Origin of the sequence: Streptomyces lacaronensis, from assembly GCF_047337785.1 — a bacterium.
Classification (GTDB): Bacteria; Actinomycetota; Actinomycetes; order Streptomycetales; family Streptomycetaceae; genus Streptomyces; species Streptomyces lycopersici.
In genome coordinates this window covers 1750822-1770739 of record NZ_JBLHDK010000003.1, presented here as the reverse complement: position 1 = coordinate 1770739, position 19918 = coordinate 1750822, and the positions used below count along the sequence as shown (strand labels likewise).

16 protein-coding genes are annotated in these 19918 nt (G+C 71.4%); 15 read left to right on the top strand and 1 reads right to left on the bottom strand.

Features of this window, described 5'->3' with window-relative positions; genetic code table 11:
- Position 1: 1 nt before the first annotated feature.
- The 11 genes from ACMTAK_RS07900 to ccrA all read left to right on the top strand — a co-directional run bounded on the left by ACMTAK_RS07900 (position 2) and on the right by ccrA (position 11303).
- Entirely contained in the window at positions 2-787 is a 786-nt protein-coding gene (locus tag ACMTAK_RS07900; protein WP_413805517.1) for a thioesterase II family protein, read from the top strand.
- 14 nt (positions 788-801) lie between these two features.
- Entirely contained in the window at positions 802-2055 is a 1254-nt protein-coding gene (locus ACMTAK_RS07895; RefSeq protein WP_413805516.1) for an activator-dependent family glycosyltransferase, read from the top strand.
- Entirely contained in the window at positions 2052-2648 is a 597-nt protein-coding gene (locus ACMTAK_RS07890) for a dTDP-4-dehydrorhamnose 3,5-epimerase family protein (protein ID WP_413805515.1), read from the top strand. The genes ACMTAK_RS07895 and ACMTAK_RS07890 overlap by 4 nt, the downstream gene beginning before the upstream one ends.
- Positions 2649-2811: 163 nt before the next feature.
- Complete coding sequence (locus ACMTAK_RS07885) at positions 2812-3726, top strand: ABC transporter ATP-binding protein (RefSeq protein ID WP_020866317.1); 915 nt, start codon at positions 2812-2814, stop codon at positions 3724-3726.
- A 22-nt stretch (positions 3727-3748) separates the two neighbouring features.
- Positions 3749-4486 carry an ABC transporter permease gene (locus tag ACMTAK_RS07880; RefSeq protein WP_037962594.1) on the top strand — a complete coding sequence of 246 codons (738 nt, stop codon included), beginning with the start codon at positions 3749-3751 and terminating at the stop codon, positions 4484-4486.
- A 1-nt stretch (position 4487) separates the two neighbouring features.
- Positions 4488-5750: a sensor histidine kinase gene (locus tag ACMTAK_RS07875; RefSeq protein ID WP_413805514.1), complete on the top strand. Its 1263-nt coding sequence runs from the start codon at positions 4488-4490 to the stop codon at positions 5748-5750.
- Complete coding sequence (locus ACMTAK_RS07870) at positions 5747-6403, top strand: response regulator (RefSeq protein WP_413805513.1); 657 nt, start codon at positions 5747-5749, stop codon at positions 6401-6403. The genes ACMTAK_RS07875 and ACMTAK_RS07870 overlap by 4 nt, the downstream gene beginning before the upstream one ends.
- A gap of 92 nt (positions 6404-6495) precedes the next feature.
- Positions 6496-7461 (top strand): NAD-dependent epimerase/dehydratase family protein, encoded by a 966-nt coding sequence (locus ACMTAK_RS07865; RefSeq protein ID WP_413805512.1) that lies wholly within the window; start codon positions 6496-6498, stop codon positions 7459-7461.
- Entirely contained in the window at positions 7461-8447 is a 987-nt protein-coding gene (locus tag ACMTAK_RS07860; protein WP_413805511.1) for an aldo/keto reductase, read from the top strand. Before ACMTAK_RS07865 ends, ACMTAK_RS07860 begins: the two co-directional genes overlap by 1 nt.
- The gene (locus ACMTAK_RS07855) at positions 8441-9850 is read left to right on the top strand and encodes an NDP-hexose 2,3-dehydratase family protein (protein ID WP_413805510.1); all 1410 of its coding nucleotides are present in this window, start codon (positions 8441-8443) and stop codon (positions 9848-9850) included. Before ACMTAK_RS07860 ends, ACMTAK_RS07855 begins: the two co-directional genes overlap by 7 nt.
- 112 nt (positions 9851-9962) lie before the next feature.
- Positions 9963-11303 carry a crotonyl-CoA carboxylase/reductase gene (ccrA, locus tag ACMTAK_RS07850; RefSeq protein WP_413805509.1) on the top strand — a complete coding sequence of 447 codons (1341 nt, stop codon included), beginning with the start codon at positions 9963-9965 and terminating at the stop codon, positions 11301-11303.
- Between the two features lie 16 nt (positions 11304-11319).
- On the opposite strand, the gene ACMTAK_RS07845 is transcribed toward ccrA, so the two are convergent.
- Positions 11320-14121 (bottom strand): peroxidase family protein, encoded by a 2802-nt coding sequence (locus tag ACMTAK_RS07845; protein ID WP_413805508.1) that lies wholly within the window; start codon positions 14119-14121, stop codon positions 11320-11322.
- A 157-nt stretch (positions 14122-14278) separates the two neighbouring features.
- Between ACMTAK_RS07845 and ACMTAK_RS07840 the strand changes: the two genes are divergently transcribed.
- The 4 genes from ACMTAK_RS07840 (at position 14279) to ACMTAK_RS07825 (ending at position 19857) form a co-directional block, all read left to right on the top strand.
- Positions 14279-15145 carry an Fpg/Nei family DNA glycosylase gene (locus tag ACMTAK_RS07840; RefSeq protein WP_413805507.1) on the top strand — a complete coding sequence of 289 codons (867 nt, stop codon included), beginning with the start codon at positions 14279-14281 and terminating at the stop codon, positions 15143-15145.
- Between the two features lie 164 nt (positions 15146-15309).
- Positions 15310-16521, top strand: coding sequence for an FAD-dependent monooxygenase (locus ACMTAK_RS07835; protein WP_413805506.1), 1212 nt, complete (start codon positions 15310-15312; stop codon positions 16519-16521).
- A gap of 157 nt (positions 16522-16678) precedes the next feature.
- The gene (locus ACMTAK_RS07830; RefSeq protein ID WP_413805505.1) at positions 16679-18004 is read left to right on the top strand and encodes an NAD(P)/FAD-dependent oxidoreductase; all 1326 of its coding nucleotides are present in this window, start codon (positions 16679-16681) and stop codon (positions 18002-18004) included.
- 17 nt (positions 18005-18021) lie between these two features.
- Positions 18022-19857, top strand: a complete 1836-nt coding sequence (locus ACMTAK_RS07825) for a transketolase (RefSeq protein WP_413805504.1) — start codon at positions 18022-18024, stop codon at positions 19855-19857.
- Positions 19858-19918: the final 61 nt, after the last annotated feature.

Below are 19918 nucleotides of genomic sequence, written 5' to 3'. Positions count from 1 at the left end.
CATGGTGTTGCCCGTCACCGATGAGAGCCTGTGGTTCCGCAGGTTCCATCCGCGCCCGGAGGCCGAGGTCAGCCTGGTCTGCCTGCCGCACGCGGGAGGAGCCGCCAGCTTCTACTTCCCGATCTCCGAGCTGCTGCCGCCGACCGTGGAGGCGCTGGCCGTCCAGTACCCGGGGCGGCAGGACCGCCGCCATGACGCGCCCATCGAGGACATCCACGAGCTGGCGCGCGCGATCTACGAGGCGCTGAGGCCGCTCACGGCACACCGGCCGATCGCGCTGTTCGGCCACAGCATGGGCGCGAGCGTCGGGTTCGAGCTGGCCAGACTGCTCGAAGGGGAGATGGGGACCGTGCCCGTGGCGCTCTTCGCCTCGGGCCGGCCCGCGCCCTCCCACCACCGCAGCCTCGGCATCCACCGGCGCGACGACGCCGGGCTCATCGCCGAGCTCCAGCTGGTCAGCGGGACCGACTCCCGGATCCTCGGCGACACCGAACTGCTGCGGCTGGCCCTGCCCGCCATCCGCAGCGACTACAAGGCGGCCGAGACCTACGAATACCGGCCCGGCGCCCGGCTGGCCTGCGACATCGTGGGGCTCACCGGTGACAGCGACATCCGCGTCACCGCCCCGGAAGTGGCGGGCTGGCGGGAGCACACCTCGGGCTCCTTCCGGCTGGAGGTCTTCTCCGGCGGCCACTTCTACCTGGGTGAGCAGAAGGCAGCGGTGGCCGGAGTCATCACGGACACCCTGCGGGCGGCCACCGCCCGCCCCCGACGACCCATCGACTGAGAGAGAAACCGACGATGCGTATCCTTTTCGCGACGGTGTCCGAGAAATCGCACCTGTTCACCATGGTCCCGCTCGCCTGGTCGCTGGCCGCGGCCGGCCACGAGGTGCATGTCGCCAGCAACCCCGCGCTGACCGAGGCCATCAAGAGCACCGGGCTGACGGCCGTCTCGGTCGGCAAGGACCACAATCTCCACGAGATGCTGACGCAGAACCGCGAGTCGCTGGAGAACCCGCTCTCCGACTGGTCCACCCCCGAGCTCGATCAGCACTCCTGGGAACAGGTGCTGATGAAGTTCAAGATCAGCGTGATGTTCGCGTACCAGACCTACAACGACTGCATGGTGCACGAGCTGGTGGACTACGCCCGCCACTGGCAGCCCGACCTGGTCATCTGGGACCCCGTCAGCTACGCGGGCCCGGTGGCCGCCCGGGTGGTGGGCGCCGCCCACGCCCGGCTGCTGTGGTGCGTCGACATCTACGCGAAGATGCGCGAGGTGTTCCTGGCCCGCCTCGCCGAGCAGCCCGAGGAGCGCCGCGAGGACCCGATGGCCGACTGGCTCGGCTCCATCCTCGCCCGCTACGACCGCACCTTCGACGAGGAGGTCGTGGTCGGCCAGTGGACCATCGACCAGATCCCCACCAGCCTCCAGCTCCCGCTGTCCCTCCAGCGGGTCCCGGTCCGCTATCTGCCCTACAACGGCCCCTCCGACATCCCGGGCTGGCTGCGCGAGACCCCCGAGCGGCCGCGGGTCGTGCTGACCTCCGGGGTCTCGGCGCGCGCGGCCCTGGGCGGAACCTTCATGCCGGTGGCCGACATGATCGAGACCCTGGGGAGCATGGACATCGACGTGGTGGCCGCGCTGCCGCCCGAGGAGGTCGAGGCGCTGGAGGAGGTCCCCGCCAACACCCGCGTCGTCGACTTCGTTCCGCTGCACGCCCTGCTGCCCGGCGCCTCGGTCCTCATCCACCACGGCGGCTTCGGCTCCTGGGGCACCGCACTGGTGAGCGGCGTACCGCAGTTCATCCCCACCATCCGCTACGCCGACTGGTGGAACAAGGGGACCACTCTGCACGAGGCCGGTGCCGGACTCGTCGTCCACGCCTCGGAGTTGACCGCCGAGGTGCTGCGGGAGAGCGTCGAACGGCTGCTGAAGGACGCGTCGTACAAGGAGGCCGCCGAGCGGCTGCGCGAGGAGAACCTGCACACCCCCACCCCGCACGATGTGGTGCCGATGCTGGAGAAGCTCACCGTGGAGCACGGCCGATGAAGGTGCGCGAGCTGGCGGTGTCCGGCGCCTACGAGTTCAGCCCGGACGTCCACCGCGACGAACGCGGCGCGTTCGTCGCCCACTACACCGAATCGGCCTTCTCCGCGGCCGTCGGCCATCCGCTGCGCCTGGGCCAGAACCACCACAGCGTCTCCCGGCGCGGCACCGTCCGCGGGGTGCACTACGCGGACGTACCCCCGGGCCAGGCCAAGATGGTGACCTGTGTCAGCGGCGAACTCCTCGATGTGGTGGTGGACTTGCGGGTGGGCTCGCCCACCTTCGGCCGCTGGGACAGTGTGCGTCTCGACCCCGTCTCGTACCGGGCGGTGTATCTGGCGGAGGGCCTCGGCCACGCGTTCATCGCGCTGCGGGACGACACCGTGGCGGCCTACCTCAACTCGGAGGAGTACAACCCGGGCGCCGAGCACGAGATCGACCCCTTCGACCCGGCGCTCGGCCTGCCCTGGCCCAAGGATCTGGAATACCTGGTCTCCGCGCGCGACCGGAACGCCCCGGGACTGGCCGAGGCCGAACGGGCCGGTCTGCTGCCGTCCTACGAGGTCTGCCGGGCGCTGCACGCCCGGCGCGGCTGACCCGGCCCGGCGTACCCCCATCCACCGATCGGTTGATGCGGCCGATCGGCCGGTCGGTGGAGGGAGGATCAGCCCGGTGGGCAGCCGATGGGCCGATCCCCCGGGGATATCCGCTTCCTACGGTGGAAGAGTGAAGGAACAAAAGCGAGGAGGACCCGGGCCGATGCCGCTGATCGAGGTCAGTAACCTGCGCAAGGAGTACCGCAATCACGTGGCGGTACAGGACGTGTCCTTCTCCGTGGAGGAGGGCGAGATCTTCGGCATCCTCGGCCCCAACGGCGCGGGCAAGACCACCGCCGTGGAGTGCATCGAGGGCATGCGCAAGCGCGACGGCGGCGAGATCTCCGTGATGGGTCTCGACCCGCTGAAGGACAAGGACCTCGCCGAGCTGCGCGAGTCCATCGGCATCCAGCTCCAGCAGAGCGAACTGCCCCCCAAGATGAAGGTGTGGGAGGCGCTCGAGCTCTACAGCACCTTCTACCGCGACCCCGTCGACTGGCGCGAGCTCATCAAGGACTGGGGCCTGTCCGGCAAGGCCGACACGGCGTACGGATCGCTGTCCGGCGGCCAGCAGCAGCGGCTGTCCATCGCGCTCGCCCTCGTCGGCAAGCCCAGGATCGCCGTCTTCGACGAGCTGACCACCGCGCTCGACCCGCACGCCCGGCGCGAGACCTGGAAGCTGATCGAGAAGGTCCGGGAGCAGGATGTGACGGTGCTGCTGGTCACCCACTTCATGGAGGAGGCCGAGCGGCTCTGCGACCGGATCGCCATCATCGAATCCGGCCGGGTCGTCGCCCTCGACACCCCCTCCGGACTGGTGTCCCGGGTCGATGAGCAGCAGATCATCCGCTTCAAGCCGTCCGTCCCGATGGACGACGAACTGCTCACCTCGCTGCCCGAGGTGAGCAGTGTGACCCGGTCCAAGTCCCAGGTGACGGTGGTCGGCAAGGGCAATGTCGTCTACGCCGTGATCTCCGTCCTGGCCCGCAATCAGATCGTGGCGAACGAACTCCGCCTGGAGCAGGCGAGTCTCGATGACGCCTTCGTCGCCCTGACCGGCTCCAAGCCCGCCAACTAAAGCCGCCGAGGAGACCTCTGCCATGTCCGGGCGCACCAAGCTCACCTACGTCGAGAGCAAGCTGTTCCTGCGCGATCCCACCGCGGTGTTCTTCGTCATCGCACTGCCGATCATGCTGCTGGCCATCTTCCACTTCGTCACCACCAAGTCCGACGACGACGCCGCCACCAAGGCGTCGATGGCCGCCTTCGTCCCCGCGATGGCCATGTCGCTGTGTCTGACGATGCTGGCCCTCAACCTGCTGCCCACGACCCTCGCGACCTACCGCGAGAAGGGCATCCTGCGGCGCATGGCCGCGAGCCCCATCCACCCGGGGAACCTGCTGCTCGCCCAGCTCTTCATCAACCTGGTCACCGCGGCGGTCTCCGCGGTGCTGGTGCTCATCGTCGGCAAGACCGCCTTCGACACCAAACTCCCGGGCGACGTCCCCGCCTTCCTGGTGAGCTTCGTCCTGGGCACCTGGGCGCTGTTCTCCATCGGCCTGGTGATCGCGGCCGTGGCGCCGAGCAGCAAGTCCGCCACCGCGATGGGCCTGTCCCTGCTCTTCCCCAGCCTCTTCTTCGGCGGCGCCTTCCTCCCCAAGGAAGACCTGCCGGAGACGGTGTCCACCATCGGCGACTACACCCCGCTGGGCGCCGCGCTCCAGGCGCTGCGCGACTCCTGGGAGAACCAGTGGCCGCAGACGCTGCACCTGACCGTCCTCGGAGTGATCGCGGTGGCCGCCACCGCGGCCGCGGCCAAGCTGTTCCGCTGGGAGTGAGGTGAGCGCGTCCAAGGACGACGGCGGACGGTGGGAGCGGCACTCCGACATCCTGTTCGGAGGGCTGCCCTACCTTCTGCTGTTTCTGTCCACGGCCCTGAGCCTGGTCCACGGCCCGCCACCGGCCCGGCGGCTGCTCACCACGCTCGGCCTCGCGGCCGTGGCCGCCGTCTGGATCCTGGGCACTTACACCCTGCCCACGGGCCGCCGCAGCAGACAGCCGTACGGGACGGTGCGCACGGCCGTCTACTTCGCGGGGCTGCTCGCCCTCTCCGCCGCGCTGATCGCGCGGGACCAGGTGTTCATGCTGTTCGCCGCCACCGGGTTCCTCCAGGCGCTGGTGCTGCTGCCGACCGTCTGGGCGCTGGTGTCCGTGGCGGCCACCTCGTTCGTCGTCAACACCGTGCCGGACGGCTTCCCCCGGGCCACGACCGGCGCGGTGGTCGGCTATCTCGCCGCCATCGTCTTCCAGACCGTGGTGATCGGCTGGATCAACCTGCTGTCGAGCCGGCTCAACGAACAGCACCAGCGGCGCAAACGGACCGTGGCCGAACTCCGCTCCGCGCTCGCCGAGAACGCCGGACTCCACGCCCAGCTGATCACCCAGGCGCGTGAGGCGGGGGTGCTCGACGAGCGCCAGCGGATGGCGGGGGAGATCCATGACACCCTCGCCCAGGGGCTGGCCGGCATCATCCGGCAGCTGGAGGCCGCCGAACACGCCGACGGCGACCGCGAGGTGTGGCGCCGCCATCTCGTCGCCGCCAGGGATCTGGCCCGCGACAGCCTCGCCGAGGCGCGCCGCTCGGTCCAGGCGCTCCGCCCCGAGCAACTGGAGTCCCGGACCCTGCCGGACGCCCTGGAGTCGCTGGTCGAGGGCTGGTCACAGGAGCGGGAGCCGAAGGTGGCGTTCGCGACGACCGGGACCGCCATCCCGCTCCACGCCGAACTGGAGGCCACCCTCTACCGGGTGGCGCAGGAGGCCCTCGCCAACATCGCCAAGCACGCCCGGGCGTCGAAGGTGGGCATCACCCTGTCGTACATGGAGGACGTGGTGGTCCTCGACGTACTCGACGACGGCGTCGGATTCGACCCCGCGACCGCTGAGGCCGAGGCCGGCACCTCCGGCGGCCACGGCCTCGGGCTGGTGGCGATGCGGCGCCGGCTGGGCCGGGTCGCCGGTACGTTGGACATCGAAAGCGCCCGTGGCGAGGGCACCGCCATCAGCGCGGCCGTCCCCGCGATCCCCCAGGAAGCCGGTGCATGAGCGGAAACACCCATGGCGGCGACACCCCCGGCCCCATCCGCATCCTCATCGTCGACGACCACCCGGTGGTCCGCGACGGGCTGCGCGGGGTGCTGGAGCGGGACCCCGACTTCACGGTGATCGGCGAGGCCGGTGACGGCGCCGAGGCCGTGGAACTGTACGAGCGGCAGCCGGCCGATGTGGTCCTGATGGATCTGCGCATGCCCCGGATGGGCGGGGTGGAGGCCATCAAACGGCTGCTGCGCGGCGACCCGGAGGCCCGGATCCTGGTGCTGACCACCTATGACACCGACAGCGACGTCATGGGCGCCCTGGCCGCCGGGGCGACCGGCTATCTGCTCAAGGACACCCCGCGCGAGGAGCTGACCCGCGCCGTGCGGTCCGCCTCCTCGGGCCAGTCCGTCCTCTCGCCCGCGGTCACCGGACGCGTTCTCGGCCAGGTCCGCAAACCCACCCAGGGCCCGCTGAGCGACCGTGAACTCCAAGTGCTCCGGCTTATCGCGGACGGGGCCACGAATCGACAGGCCGCGGCGGCATTGTTCATCAGCCAGGCGACCGTCAAGACGCATCTTCTGCATGTCTACGAGAAACTCGGGGTGAAGGATCGCGCGGCAGCGGTCAGCGAGGCCCATAAACGACATCTATTCGAATGACACCGCAGGTCGGGGCCGTTATAGGGGTGCCCGATAGGGGTGGACGAGGGTAGGGGTTGTTCCGCTCGAAGCGGCGCCAATACGGTGGCGATATGGGCCACATCCGAGATCGGCAGGCCGTTGTCATCGGCGGCACCGGATTCATTGGGCGACATATCTGCAGGGCTCTCTCCAAGCGCGGATATCAAGCCCTGGCAATCGCGAGAAAACCCGCCGAACCCATTCCCGGAGTCGACTTTCTGGAACTTGACGCGGTATCCGCGCCGAGTGAGGACATCGTCCGGGCAGCACAGTCCGCCGATCTCGTCGTCAACGCCGCGGGCGACAGCTGGGAGGGCGACGAGGCGAGCATGACGGCCTCGCACATCCCGCTCGTGGACCGGCTGGTGGACGCCGTGGCGACCCTCCCCAGACGGCCGCGGCTGGTCCATCTGGGCTCGGTGCACGAGTACGGCCCCGTCCCCGACGGCACGGCCATCGCCGAGGACCACCCCACCGCCCCCCGCACCCCCTACGCCCGCACCAAGCTCGTCGGGAGCCGGATCGTCCTCGGCGCCGCCGACGCGGGCCGTATCGACGGCTGCGTCCTGCGCGTCACCAACGTCTGCGGACCTGGCACCCCACGGGGCAGCTTCCTCGGCGGGCTCGCCCACCGGCTGCGCCACACCACCGAGGACGCTCCGCTCGCCGTCACCCTCGTCGACGACCGGCGCGACTTCATCGACGTCCGCGATGTCGCCGAGGCCGTGGTGCTGGCCGCGAGCAGCCCGGTGACCGGCCGGGTGCTCAACATCGGGCAGGGCGACGCCTTCAGCATGCGCGAACTGGCCTGGCTGCTGATCGCCGCCTCCCAGGTCCCCGACCGTCTGGTGCGCGAGGAGAGCGGCGCCGTGCACAGCAAGGGCGGCAGCTGGACCCAGGCCGACATCCGCCTCGCCCGGCGGCTCATGGGCTGGTCGCCGAAGGTGGCCCTCAAGGAATCCCTCCACGACCTGTGGGCCGCCTCCGCCACCTCGAGCCGACCGGCCGCCGCGGCGGCCCGTACCGAAGGACACTGATGCAGTACACCTATCTCGGCCGCACCGCCCTCAAGGTGAGCCGACTGTGCCTGGGCACCCTGAACCTCGGGGTCAGGGCGAGCGACGAGGAGAGCCACGCGATCCTGGACACCGCCCTGGACCGCGGGGTCAACTTCATCGACACCGCCAACCAGTACGGCTGGCAGAAGCACAAGGGCTACACCGAGGAATTCCTCGGCGGCTGGTTCGCCCAAGGCGGCGGCCGGCGCGAGAAGGTCGTGCTGGGCACCAAGGTCTTCAACCCGATGACCGACTGGCCCAATGACTCGGGGCTGTCCGCCCGGCACATCATCGCCTCCTGCGAGGACTCGTTGCGCCGGATGGGCACCGACTGGATCGACCTGTTCCAGATGCACCACATCGACCGCCACGCCCCGTGGGAGGAGGTGTGGCAGGCGATGGAGACGCTGACCCGGCAGGGCAAGGTGCGCTACGCCGGCTCGTCCAACTTCGCCGGCTGGCACATCGCCGAGGCCCAGGAGGCCGCGGCCCGCCGCCACTTCCTCGGCATCGTCTCCGAGCAGAGCGTGTACAACCTCGTCACCCGCCATATCGAGCTGGAGCTGATCCCCGCCGCCCAGCGGTACGGGGTCGGGGTGCTCGCCTGGTCGCCGCTGCACGGCGGGCTGCTCGGCGGGGCGCTGCGCAAGCTGGCCGAGGGCACCGCGATGAAGACCGCGCAGGGCCGGGCCGCCCAGGCGCTGGAGGTCCACCGGGACGCCGTCGCGGCGTACGAGAAGCTGTGCGACGGCCTCGGCGCCGACCCCGCCGAGGTGGGTCTTGCCTGGGTGATGGGACGCCCCGGCATCACCGCCCCGGTCATCGGGCCGCGCAGCCTGGACCAGCTGACAGGGGCCTTCAAGGCCATGGAGCTGACGCTGTCCGACGAGGTGCTGGCCGAACTGGACCTGCTGTTCCCGCCGATCGGCAACGGCGGCCCCGGACCCGAGGCGTGGGCGTGGTGAGCACGCTCCAGGAGCGGCTGGTCCGCTCCGCCGCCACCGTCGACAGCTCGGTGACCCTGCTCGCCGACTTCCAGCGCTGGTTCCGCGAGCGCGTCGACGCCGACGAGTCCCGGATCGAGATCATCCCGTTCGAGGCGATGCGCGGCTGGGGCTTCGCGCCGGACAGCCACAACCTCGTCCATGAGACCGGCCGGTTCTTCACCGTCGAGGGCATCCGGGTACGGATGCCCGGGGCGCCCGTGGAGGAGTGGCGCCAGCCGATCCTCCACCAGCCGGAGATCGGCATCCTGGGCATCCTGGTCAAGGACTTCGACGGCGTACCGCACTTCCTGATGCAGGCCAAGATGGAGCCGGGCAACCACGGCGGGCTCCAGCTGTCGCCCACCGTCCAGGCCACCCGCAGCAACTACACCCGGGTGCACAAGGGCCGGGCGGTGCCGTATCTGGAGTACTTCCAGCGGACGGAACGGCACCGGGTGCTCGCCGACGTCCGCCAGTCGGAGCAGGGCAGCTGGTTCTTCCGCAAGCGCAACCGCAACATGCTGGTCGAGGTGGCGCCGGAGACGGACGTCGAGGTGCGCGACGGCTTCCGCTGGCTGACGCTGGGCCAGCTGCACCATCTGCTGGCCGTGGAGGACCTGGTGAACATGGACGCGCGCAGCGTCCTGGCCTGTCTGCCGCACTCCCCGCTGGACCCCGGGGAGACCTTCCCGGCCGCCGGATCACACGGGAGCGTCGAGCCGGAACGGCAGGGGCGGCACACGCTCCACCGCGACGCCGACATCCTCAGCTGGATCACCGGACTGCGCACCGAGCGCGAGGTCTTCACCGAGCGGATACCGCTGCGGGAGACCACCGGCTGGCATCGCAACGCCCACCGCATCTCCCATGAGAGCGGGCGCTTCTTCAGCGTGATGGCCGTGGACGTGACGGCGGGCGGCCGCGAGGTGGGCGGCTGGACCCAGCCCATGATCGAGCCCCATGGACCGGGCGTGGCGGCCTTTCTGCTGGCCCATGCCGACAAGGTGCCGCATGTACTGGTGCAGGCCCGCGCCGAACCCGGCTATACGGACGTGGTGGAGCTCGCCCCCACCGTGCAGTGCACCCCGCGCAACTACACCCATCTGCCCGAGGCGGCCACGCCGCCGTTCCTCAAGGAGGTGGTGGAGGCACCGGCCGAGCGGGTGCGGTTCGACACCGTGCTCTCCGAGGAGGGCGGCCGCTTCTTCCATGCCTTCAACCGCTATCTGGTCGTGGAGACGGAGATGAGCGCCGTCCCCGAGGAGCCGCCGCACTACCGCTGGATGGCCGTGCGTCAGCTGCTCGACCTGATCCGCCACAGCCATTACGTCAACGTCGAGGCCCGCACGCTCATCGCCTGTCTGCACTCCCTGGCCGTATAGGGGGGCGCCTAGGGGGCGCGACCCGGGCGGAGCTAGGGGTTATTCGGATCGTGGCCGCTGCCATAGCCTCCGGGACACAGAGTGCCCGGAGCGGTACATCGGAGGACATGTCATGCAGGACATCATCAGCGCCGTGCTGGCAGAAAACGCGGTCGCCGCGGACTTCGCCGCCTTGGACCTTCCCGAGTCCTATCGGGGCGCGGTGATCCTCAAAGAGGAGTCCGAGATGTTCGAGGGCATGGCCACCAAGGACAAGGACCCCCAGAAGTCGCTCCACATCCGCGAGGTGCCCACGCCCGAACCGGGGCCGGGCGAGGCGGTGATCGCGGTCATGGCCAGCGCGATCAACTACAACACCGTCTGGAGCGCCATCTTCGAGCCGCTGCCGACCTTCGGCTTCCTGGAGCGCTACGCACGCACCGACGACCCCGGAGCGGCCCGCCACGACCAGCCCTACCATGTGCTCGGTTCCGACCTGGCCGGTGTGGTGCTGCGCACCGGGCCGGGGGTGCGCCACTGGAAGCCGGGCGACCGGGTGGTGGCCCACTGCCTGTCCATCGAACTGCGCTCACCGGACGGCCATGACGACTCCATGCTCGACCCCGAGCAGCGCATCTGGGGCTTCGAGACCAACTACGGCGGGCTCGCCGAGCTCTCGCTGGTCAAGGCCAACCAGCTGATGCCTATGCCCGCCCACCTCACCTGGGAGGAGGCCGCGTCCTCCGGACTGGTCAACTCCACCGCGTACCGGCAGCTCGTCTCGCGCAACGGTGCCCAGATGAAACAGGGCGATGTGACCCTCATCTGGGGCGCGGCCGGTGGCCTCGGCTCGTACGCGACCCAGCTGGCCGTCAACGGCGGGGCGATCCCGGTGTGCGTGGTCTCCGGCCGGCGCAAGGCCGAACTCGTCCGCTCCATGGGAGCCGAGCTGGTCATCGACCGGGCCGAGGAGGGCTATCGCTTCTGGAAGGACGCGACCACGCCCGACCCCAAGGAGTGGAAGCGCTTCGGGTCCCGGATCCGCGAACTGACCGGCGGCGAGGACCCGGACATCGTCGTGGAGCACCCCGGCCGGGAGACCTTCGGCGCCAGTGTGTACGTGGCGCGGCGCGGCGGAACGATCGTCACCTGCGCCTCGACGTCCGGCTACCGCCATGAGTTCGACAACCGCTATCTGTGGATGGCACTCAAGCGCGTCATCGGCACCCACTTCGCCAACTACCGGGAGGCGTGGGCGGCCAACCGGCTGATCGAGAAGGGGATGGTGCACCCCACGCTCTCCAAGGTCTATCCGCTCGAGGCGGTCGGCACGGCCACCCAGGACGTCCACCGCAACCGCCACTCCGGGAAGGTCGGCGTGCTGTGCCTGGCCCCGGAGGCGGGGCTGGGGGTACGCGACCCGGAGCTGCGCGAGCGCCATCTCCCGGCCATCAACCGCTTCCGGCAGAACTGAACCGGTTCAACAGGCGTCACGGCTCGCCCCGGCGCGGCGGGGCCGTGCTGCCCCGAGGAGTGAGCGCCGGGGTGCCCACCGGCCGCCAGGGCGCGAACGGACTCGCCCCGCGCGGCAGGGCCCCGGCCAGCTCCGGGCAGTGCCGCAGGATCACCGAGGTCATGCCGGACTTCGCCACCCAGTCCAGCCCCAGCCGGGTATAGACCTCGGGCCGGAAGTCCACGGTCAGGAGGCGGTCGTCCCGGATCCGCCGGGTGGCCATGAGCAGCAGCACACGGAACGCCGTCTCGCTGAAGCCGAACCCCTCGGGTTCGTTCTCCGCGTACAGCCCCACCACGGTGTCGATCTGGTGGACCGAGCCATAGACCGCTTCGAGCCGCGCGACCGTGTCCGGATCGGGGGACAACTCCTCGAAGGAGCGGATCCGGGGGATGCCCAGCCGGGCCCGGAAGTCGTTGTACCGGGGTACGCCCCGCCGCCGGGCCCGCGCCAGATCCACCACCGGCAGATCGACGGTCTCGCCGTCCCGCGCGAAACGCCGCAGTGCGCGCGGGTAGTTGTTGAGGGTGATCGCGCCCGGATGGGCGATGCCGAAGGAGTACAGGGTGTCGGCGAGCCCCGTCTTGCGCAGCACCGCCTCGGCCGCCGGGCCCCGCACCTCGTCGAAGCCGAGCGCCCGGGTCCGCCGCCCGAAGCGGTGGTCGCACAGCTCGATGCCGTCCGGGAGCAGCGGATGCGTCCGGTAGACCGCCATGAACTCCTCGGCGAGCGCGAACGGCATCTCGGGATGGTCCGGTACGCCACGGGGGAGGCCCGCCGACGCGCCCGCCTCGAACAGCCACAGGCCGAGCCGGGACAGCCAATGGGCGGGCGGGCCCTGCCAGTTGGTCTTCGAGCCGATGTCGCTCATCTCGGTGGCGAGGATCGCCGGGATCCACTCGACCGTATGGATCTTGGCGATGAGCGCGGAGACCACCAGCCGGGCCGTGTGGTGCGCCGACTCCTCGCTCATCGTCGGATGGGTGCGGCACAGCGCCTCGCGGACCGCGTCGTGCTCACGGGCGAAGAGCGTGTGCATGGCGCCGAGCCCCAGCCACCAGGTGTCGGCCGGGCCGATCGGCGGCACCCCGCCCGGGCCCAGCGGCAGATGGCCGTCCTCCAGGCGCAGCCCGCCGCCGTACCTCCGCAAGCCCTCCCACCGGTGGCAGGCGCCGTCCACCCAGTCGGGGGACTGGAAGTGGAGCCAGGCGGCGGACAGGACATTGAGCGAGGTGGCGGGCCGGAAGCGCGCCCGGTGCAGCAGCTCTCCGGCGACCGTGGCGGGGTGGGGCACATGGATCAGATCGGGCCGGTGGAGCGGTGCGAGACCACGGCCGGAGGCGGCCCCGGCCACGTCCCTCCGCGCCACGGCCGGATCGCCCATCGAGCCGTCGTACGGGCGCGCCACCCGCGGTCTCTCCCCGGCCGGTGCCGGGCGCCGCGGTGCCTCGGGTGCGCCGTCCCCCTCGACGAGGCCGAACCGGCGCAGCGTCCGGCCCAGCGCGGCCGGGTTGAGCAGCCCCAGCGGCGCCGGCAGCCGATGCCAGGGCACACAGCGGTCGACCAGGCCGAAGACCGCCCGCACCGGCAGGTCGAAGGCGGCGCGCACCGGGGCGGGAAGCAGCGCGGTGGGCCGCTGCTCGGCGGCGGGGAAGCGCAGGCCGAGCCGGTGCGCCGCGGCGGCCTCGTACGCGGCCTTGCGGGCCCGGTTGAGGTTGCCGAGCGGACGGAACTCCCCGGTGGTGTGCCAGGGGTTGAACGTCAGCTGCTCGACCCGGCGGGCCGCCGACCGGGCCCGGGCGCTGTCCAGGTCCTGGCACGGCACGGTGAGCACCGCGACCGGGACGACCGGCGCGTCGCTCTCCCTCCACTCCACCGAACCGTCCTCGACGGGGGTGCGGCGGTCGTCCAGATAGCGCTGTACGCACAGCTCGAAGGCGATGTCGCCGGTGGCCAGCCGCATCGCCAGCTCACGGTGGAGATAGTCGGGGTCGCCGCCGTCGGGCGGCGGAGCGGGGGTGCCGCCGGGCGCCGGACGCAGCTGGTAGCGCACCGGACCGGCCGGGCCCCACAGGATCGCGCCCCGGCTCCAGAAGGTCTCGCGGGCCAGCGAGCCCACGGTGTGGCGGGTGGCGATCCGCATATTGCGGCGCATCCGGTCGGCGGTGGCCCAGCCGACGGCCAGCGGCAGCCGGACGAAGAGCCCGAACGCCTTCTCCACGGTGCTCCCCGCGCCCGCCGTGGCCTTGGCGAAGGCGACGAACTCGTGCGCGTCGGCGGCATGGGACACCGGGAAGCTGGTGGCCAACAGATCGTGGGTCTCCTCCGGACCGGCCTGGACCCGTACCGCCAGCCGGCGCAGATCGGGCGTGGCGCCGTACCCCTCGGAGCCGCTCGCGCTGGACAGCCGCACCACGGCCGGGTACTCGGCGCCCGGCCGGGCGTATCCCACGCACAGCTCCGGCGGAAGGTCGCAACGGAACCGCAGCCGGGCGTTCTCCACGCCCAGCGCCGCCTCGCCGCGGAAGGCGCGCAGCGGCGGCGGGGCGCCCGAGCCGTCCGTGCAGTCGGAGTACCGCGGCATCCGCATCAGCTCGTGTGTCAGCTTCTGGAAGCGCAGCCACTCGGCCTCGGGGCTGCCGCCCTCGTACGCCTCATAGCCCTCGTCCGCCGCGCCTGCCGTCCCGCCCGCCACCTCCTGCCGTGCCGTCTCGCCCAGGCGTGCCTCACCGCCGCGTGCCGCCTCGCTGCGTACGGACTGCTGTCCGGTGTCGACCATGGGAAACGCTCCGTACGAGGCAAGCAGGGACGATAGGGAACAAATGAGACGCTAAGGGAGGGTGTGCGGGCCCGCAGCCCGGAGCGGTGCACCGGGGGGAATCGGTCACCCGGGCCGCCCCGGGTGGTTCCGCTCCGGTCTGCGGCACACTGGTGGCATGCCGGAGCTGCCCGAGGTGGAGGCCCTCAGCGCGATCCTGGCCGAGCGCGCCGCCGGCCGGGAGATCGCCCGCGTCCTCCCCGTCGCGGTGAGCGTCCTGAAGACCTACGACCCGCCGCTGAGCGCGCTCGAGGGCCGCACCGTCACGGCCGCGGCCCGCCACGGCAAGTTCCTCGACCTGGCCACCGACGGCCCCCATCTGGTGGTCCACCTCGCCAAGGCGGGCTGGCTGCGCTGGCGGGACGGACTCCCCGAGGCCCCGCCCCGGCCCGGCAAGGGCCCGCTCGCGCTGCGGCTGCTCCTGGCCGGGCCGGAGCGCTCCGGCTTCGACCTCACCGAGGCCGGGACGCGCAAGGGGCTCGCGGTGTACGTGGTCGATGACCCCCAGGAGGTCCCCGGAATCGCCCGGCTGGGCCCGGACCCGCTGGACGACTCCTTCACCCTGGAGGCGTTCGCCGGGCTGCTGCGCGGCGTGCGCCACCGGATCAAGGGGGTGCTGCGCGACCAGAGCGTCATCGCCGGGATCGGCAACGCCTACTCCGACGAGATCCTGCACGCCGCCCGGATGTCGCCCTACCGGCTCGCCTCGGACCTCACCGAAGCGGAGATCGCCGGGGTGTACGAGGCGATGGGCACCACGCTGCGCTCCGCCGTCGAGCGCTCCCGCGGCCTGGCCGCCACCGACCTCAAGGGGGAGAAGCGCGGCGGTATGCGGGTGCACGGCCGCGCCGGGCAGCCGTGCCCGGTGTGCGGGGACACCGTTCGCGAGGTGTCCTTCCGCGACTCCGCGCTGCAGTACTGCCCCACCTGCCAGACCGGCGGCAAGCCGCTCGCCGACCGGCGGCTGTCCCGCCTGCTCAAGTAGCTGCCCAAGTAGCTGCTCAAGTGGCGTACCTGCCGGGTTCCGCCCCAAATGCCGCCCAGCGCCCGTTAGTTGAAGTGCCGCTCTTGACCCGGGGAGCTCCGGGCCGCCATATGGTGCTGTCGCGAACACACGACACGACACCCCACGCCACGTCACGGAGCACCATGACCACAGCCCTGATCATCGGTGGCGGCATCGCCGGCACGGTGACCGCGATGGCCCTGCGGAAAGCCGGCATCGACGCGGTCGTCTACGAGACGTACCCCACGGACTCCATCGACGCCGGTGCGTTCCTCGTCGTCGCCGCCAACGGCCTGGAGGCACTGCGCACCATCGACGCCCATGAACCCGTGCTGAAGAACTCCTTCCCGGCCGGCCGCGTCGACTTCATCAGCAACACCGGCAAGCGGCTCGGCAACCGCCCCATGTCCGGATCGCAGGACGGTGGCCTCGGCTCCGTGACACTCAAACGCGCCACCCTCGCCCGGGTGCTGCGCGAGGAGGCGGTGCGCCGCGGAGTGCGCGTCGAGGGCGGCAAGCGGCTGCTCGCCGCCCACACCAGCCCCGACGGCCGGATCGTCGGCTCCTTCGCCGACGGCGGCCGCGCCGTGGGCGACATGCTGATCGGCGCCGACGGCATCCACTCGCTCGTCCGCAGGCTCATCGACGCGGCCGCGCCCCGGCCCCGCTACACCGGTCAGCACACCGTCTGCGGCTACACCCGCGACGCCGGCTCGCCCCCGGACCCCGACGCCTACACGATGATCTTCGGCAAGCAGGCGTTCTTCGGCTGCACCACCGCCCCGGACGGCGAGGTCTGGTGGTTCTGCAACGCCCCGGCCGAGGAGATGTCCAAGGCCGAGCTCGCCGCCGTCACCTCCGAACAGTGGCGGGAGCGGCTGCTGACGCTCTTCGCCGAGGACAACACCCCCGCCGCCGACCTGGTGCGCGCCACTGGCGACACCATCGTGGCCACCGCCGCCTACGACATCGTCTCCACCCCCACCTGGTCCGAGGAGGCCATGGTCATCGTCGGCGACGCCGCGCACGCCTGCGCGCCCAACGCCGCACAGGGCGCCTCGATGGCCATCGAGGACGGTGTCGTACTCGCCAAATGCCTGCGCGATCTGCGTACGCCCCAGTCGGCCTTCGCCGCGTACGAGGCGCTGCGCCGGGAGCGGGTCGAGAAGGTCGCCGCGGCCAGCGCGGGCATGGCCCGCCGCACGGCGCCGGGGCCCGTGGCACGCGCCCTGCGCGATGTCACCATGCCGCGCAAGCTGGACCGGGCGGGCAACGGCTCCTCGGACTGGCTGACCGGCTACCGCATCGACTGGGACGAGCGGATCGACGCGCAGACGGCCCGCCGACGCCGCTGACGTAACGCGCCCCGCACCCGGTCCCGGCCCCGGGACCGCGACCGGGAACCGCCCCCGGAACACGGCCCCCGGGGGCGGGGCCGACCGGGCCCCACGTTTGGTCCGGACTCTCACGGGCACTTGGAGCTCCCTGGCCCCGTATGCCCGGGAGATTCGTGTGAGCCCAGTACGCATAGTGATCGTCGGTGCCGGTTTCGCCGGTTATCAGGCCGCCCGTACGCTCTCCCGCACCCTGCGCGGCGCGGCGGACATCGTCCTGATCAATCCCAACGACTACTTCCTGTATCTGCCCCTGCTGCCCGAAGTGGCGGCCGGGGTCCTGGAACCCCGGCGTGTCTCGGTCTCCCTCACCGGCACCCTGCCGCACGTCCGGCTGGTGCTGGGCGAGGTCCACGGCGTCGACCTGGACGCCCGCAAGGTCTCCTGGCGGGACCCGGACGGACGGTCCGGCGAGATGGACTACGACCGGCTCGTGCTCTCGGTGGGCAGTGTCAACAAGCTGCTGCCGATCCCCGGTGTCGCCGAGCACGCCCATGGCTTCCGCGGCATGCCCGAGGCGCTCTACCTGCGCGACCACATCACCCGGCAGATGGAGATGTCCGACACCGCCGCCGACCCCCGGGAGCGGGAGGCCCGCCGCACCTTCGTGGTGGTCGGCGCCGGCTACACCGGCACCGAGGTGGCCGCCCACGGGGTGCTCGTCACCGACTCGCTCGCGCGGAAGAACACCTCGCTGCGCGACGCGCCCCGGCCCCGCTGGATGCTGCTCGACATCGCCCCCCGGGTCCTCCCCGAGCTGGACAAGAAGCTGTCCAGCACGGCCGACCGGGTGCTGCGCAAACGGGGTGTGGAGGTCCGCACCGGCACCACGGTCAAGGAGGCCACCTCGGAGGGCGTACTGCTGGACAACGGCGAGTTCGTCGAAACCCGGTCGCTGATCTGGTGCGTCGGGGTGCGCCCCGACCCGCTGGTGGAGCAGCTCGGGATGCCGACCGAACGCGGCCGGCTGAGGGTCGACCAGTATCTCGCCGTGCCCGGCTATCCCGACGTGCTGGCCTGCGGGGACGCCGCCGCGGTGCCCGATCTGACCCGGCCGGGCCAGTTCACCCCGATGACCGCGCAGCACGCCCAGCGGCAGGGGAAGATCGCGGGCCACAACGTCCTGGCGTCCCTCGGGCGCGGCACCGCCAAGCCGTACAAACACCACGACCTCGGGTTCACCGTCGACCTCGGCGGGGTGCAGGCCGCGGCGGACCCGCTGCACATCCCGCTGTCCGGGCCGATCGCCAACGCGGTCACCCGCGGCTACCACCTGATGGCGATGCCGGGGAACCGGGTCCGGGTCGCCGCCGACTGGCTGCTCGACGCCGTGCTGCCACGCCAGGGGGTACAGCTCGGGATGGTCCCGCCCTGGGCGGTGCCGCTGGACACCGAATCGCCCGAAGTCGCGCAGACCGCCCAGGCGGCGGCCGACCGCCGGTGAAACCTGGAAGGAGAACAATGCGACACGAACAGCTCAGCGAGCTCGGGCAGCAGCTCCGTGTGGATTCGGTGCGTGCCGCCGCGGCCGCCGGGTCCGGCCATCCCACGTCGTCGATGTCGGCGGCGGACCTGTTGGCCGTCCTGATGGGAAACCATCTGCGCTATGACTTCGAGCAGCCCGACCACCCGGGAAACGACCACCTGATCTTCTCCAAGGGCCATGCCTCCCCGCTGCTCTACTCGGTGTACAAGGCGGCCGGGGCCCTCCGCGACGAGGAGTTCCTCACCTTCCGCAAGCGCGGCAGCAGGCTGGAGGGCCACCCCACCCCCCGGCTGCCGTGGGTGGACGTGGCCACCGGATCGCTCGGGCAGGGCCTGCCGTACGGCGTGGGCACGGCGATGAGCGGCAAGCGGCTGGACCATGTGCCCTACCGCGTCTGGGTGCTGTGCGGCGACAGCGAGATGGCCGAGGGCTCGATGTGGGAGGCGTTCGAGCACGCGGGCTACGAGCGGCTGGACAACCTCACCGCCATCATCGATGTGAACCGGCTCGGCCAGCGCGGGCCCACCCGCCACGAATGGGACCTGGACGCCTACGCCCGGCGCATCCGCGCCTTCGACTGGCACACCGTCGAGATCGACGGCCATGACATCGAGGCCATCGACCGCGCCTACGCCGAGGCGCTGTCCACCGTCGGCCGTCCCACCGCGATCATCGCCCGCACCATGAAGGGCCGTGGTGTGGCCTCGGTGGAGAACCGCGAGGGCATGCACGGCAAGCCGCTGAAGAACGCGGACGAGGCCATCGCCGAGCTCGGCGGCGTACGCAACATGGCCGTACCGGTGCTCGGCCCGCCCTCGGTGACCCCCACCCGGCCCGCGTCCGAGGGCCCGCTCACGCTGCCGCGCTACAACACCGGCGACTCGGTGCCCAGCCGTGACGCGTTCGGCGAGGCGGTGGCCGCCGTCGGCACCGCCCGCGGCGATGTGGTGGCGCTCGACGGCGAGGTGGGCGACTCCACCCGGCTGGAGTACTTCCACAAGGAGCACCCGGAGCGGTACTTCGAGTTCTTCATCGCCGAGCAGCAGCTGGTGGCCGCGGCCGTCGGCATGCAGACCCGCGGCTGGAACCCGTACGTCGCCACCTTCGCGGCCTTCTTCAGCCGGGCCTACGACTTCATCCGGATGGCCTCCATCAGCGACGCCGACCTCAACCTCATCGGCTCCCACGCCGGGGTGGCCATCGGTGAGGACGGACCCTCGCAGATGGGCCTGGAGGATCTGGCCGCCATGCGGGCGGTGCACGGCAGCACGGTGCTCTACCCGTGCGACGCCAACCAGACCGCCCAGCTGACCGCGGCCATGGCGGAGCGGTCCGGCATCCGCTATCTGCGCACCACCCGCGGCGGAACGCCGGTCATCTACCCGCCCACCGAGAGCTTCCCCATCGGCGGCTCGAAGGTGGTGCGCGCCGGCGACGACGACCGGGTCACCCTGGTCGGCGCCGGGGTCACCCTGCACGAGGCCATCGAGGCCGCCGACCGGCTCGCCCAGGAGGGCATCCCGGCCCGCGTCATCGACCTGTACTCGCTCAAGCCGGTGGACGCCGAGACGCTGCGCGCCGCCGCCGAGGCGACGGGCCGGCTGGTCACCGTGGAGGACCACCACCCCGAGGGCGGACTGGGCGACGCGGTGCTCAAGGCGTTCGGCGACGGCCGTCCGGTGCCCCGGATGATCCGGCTCGCGGTGCGCATGATGCCGGCCTCCTCGACCCCCGAGGAGCAGCTGAGCGACGCGGGAATCGACGCGGACGCGATCGTCACGGCCGCGCGACAGCTGATCGGCAAGGGCTGAAACCAGGGCCGGAACCAGGGCTGGGACCGGGACGGCCGAGGGACGACGCTGCCGGAAGGAG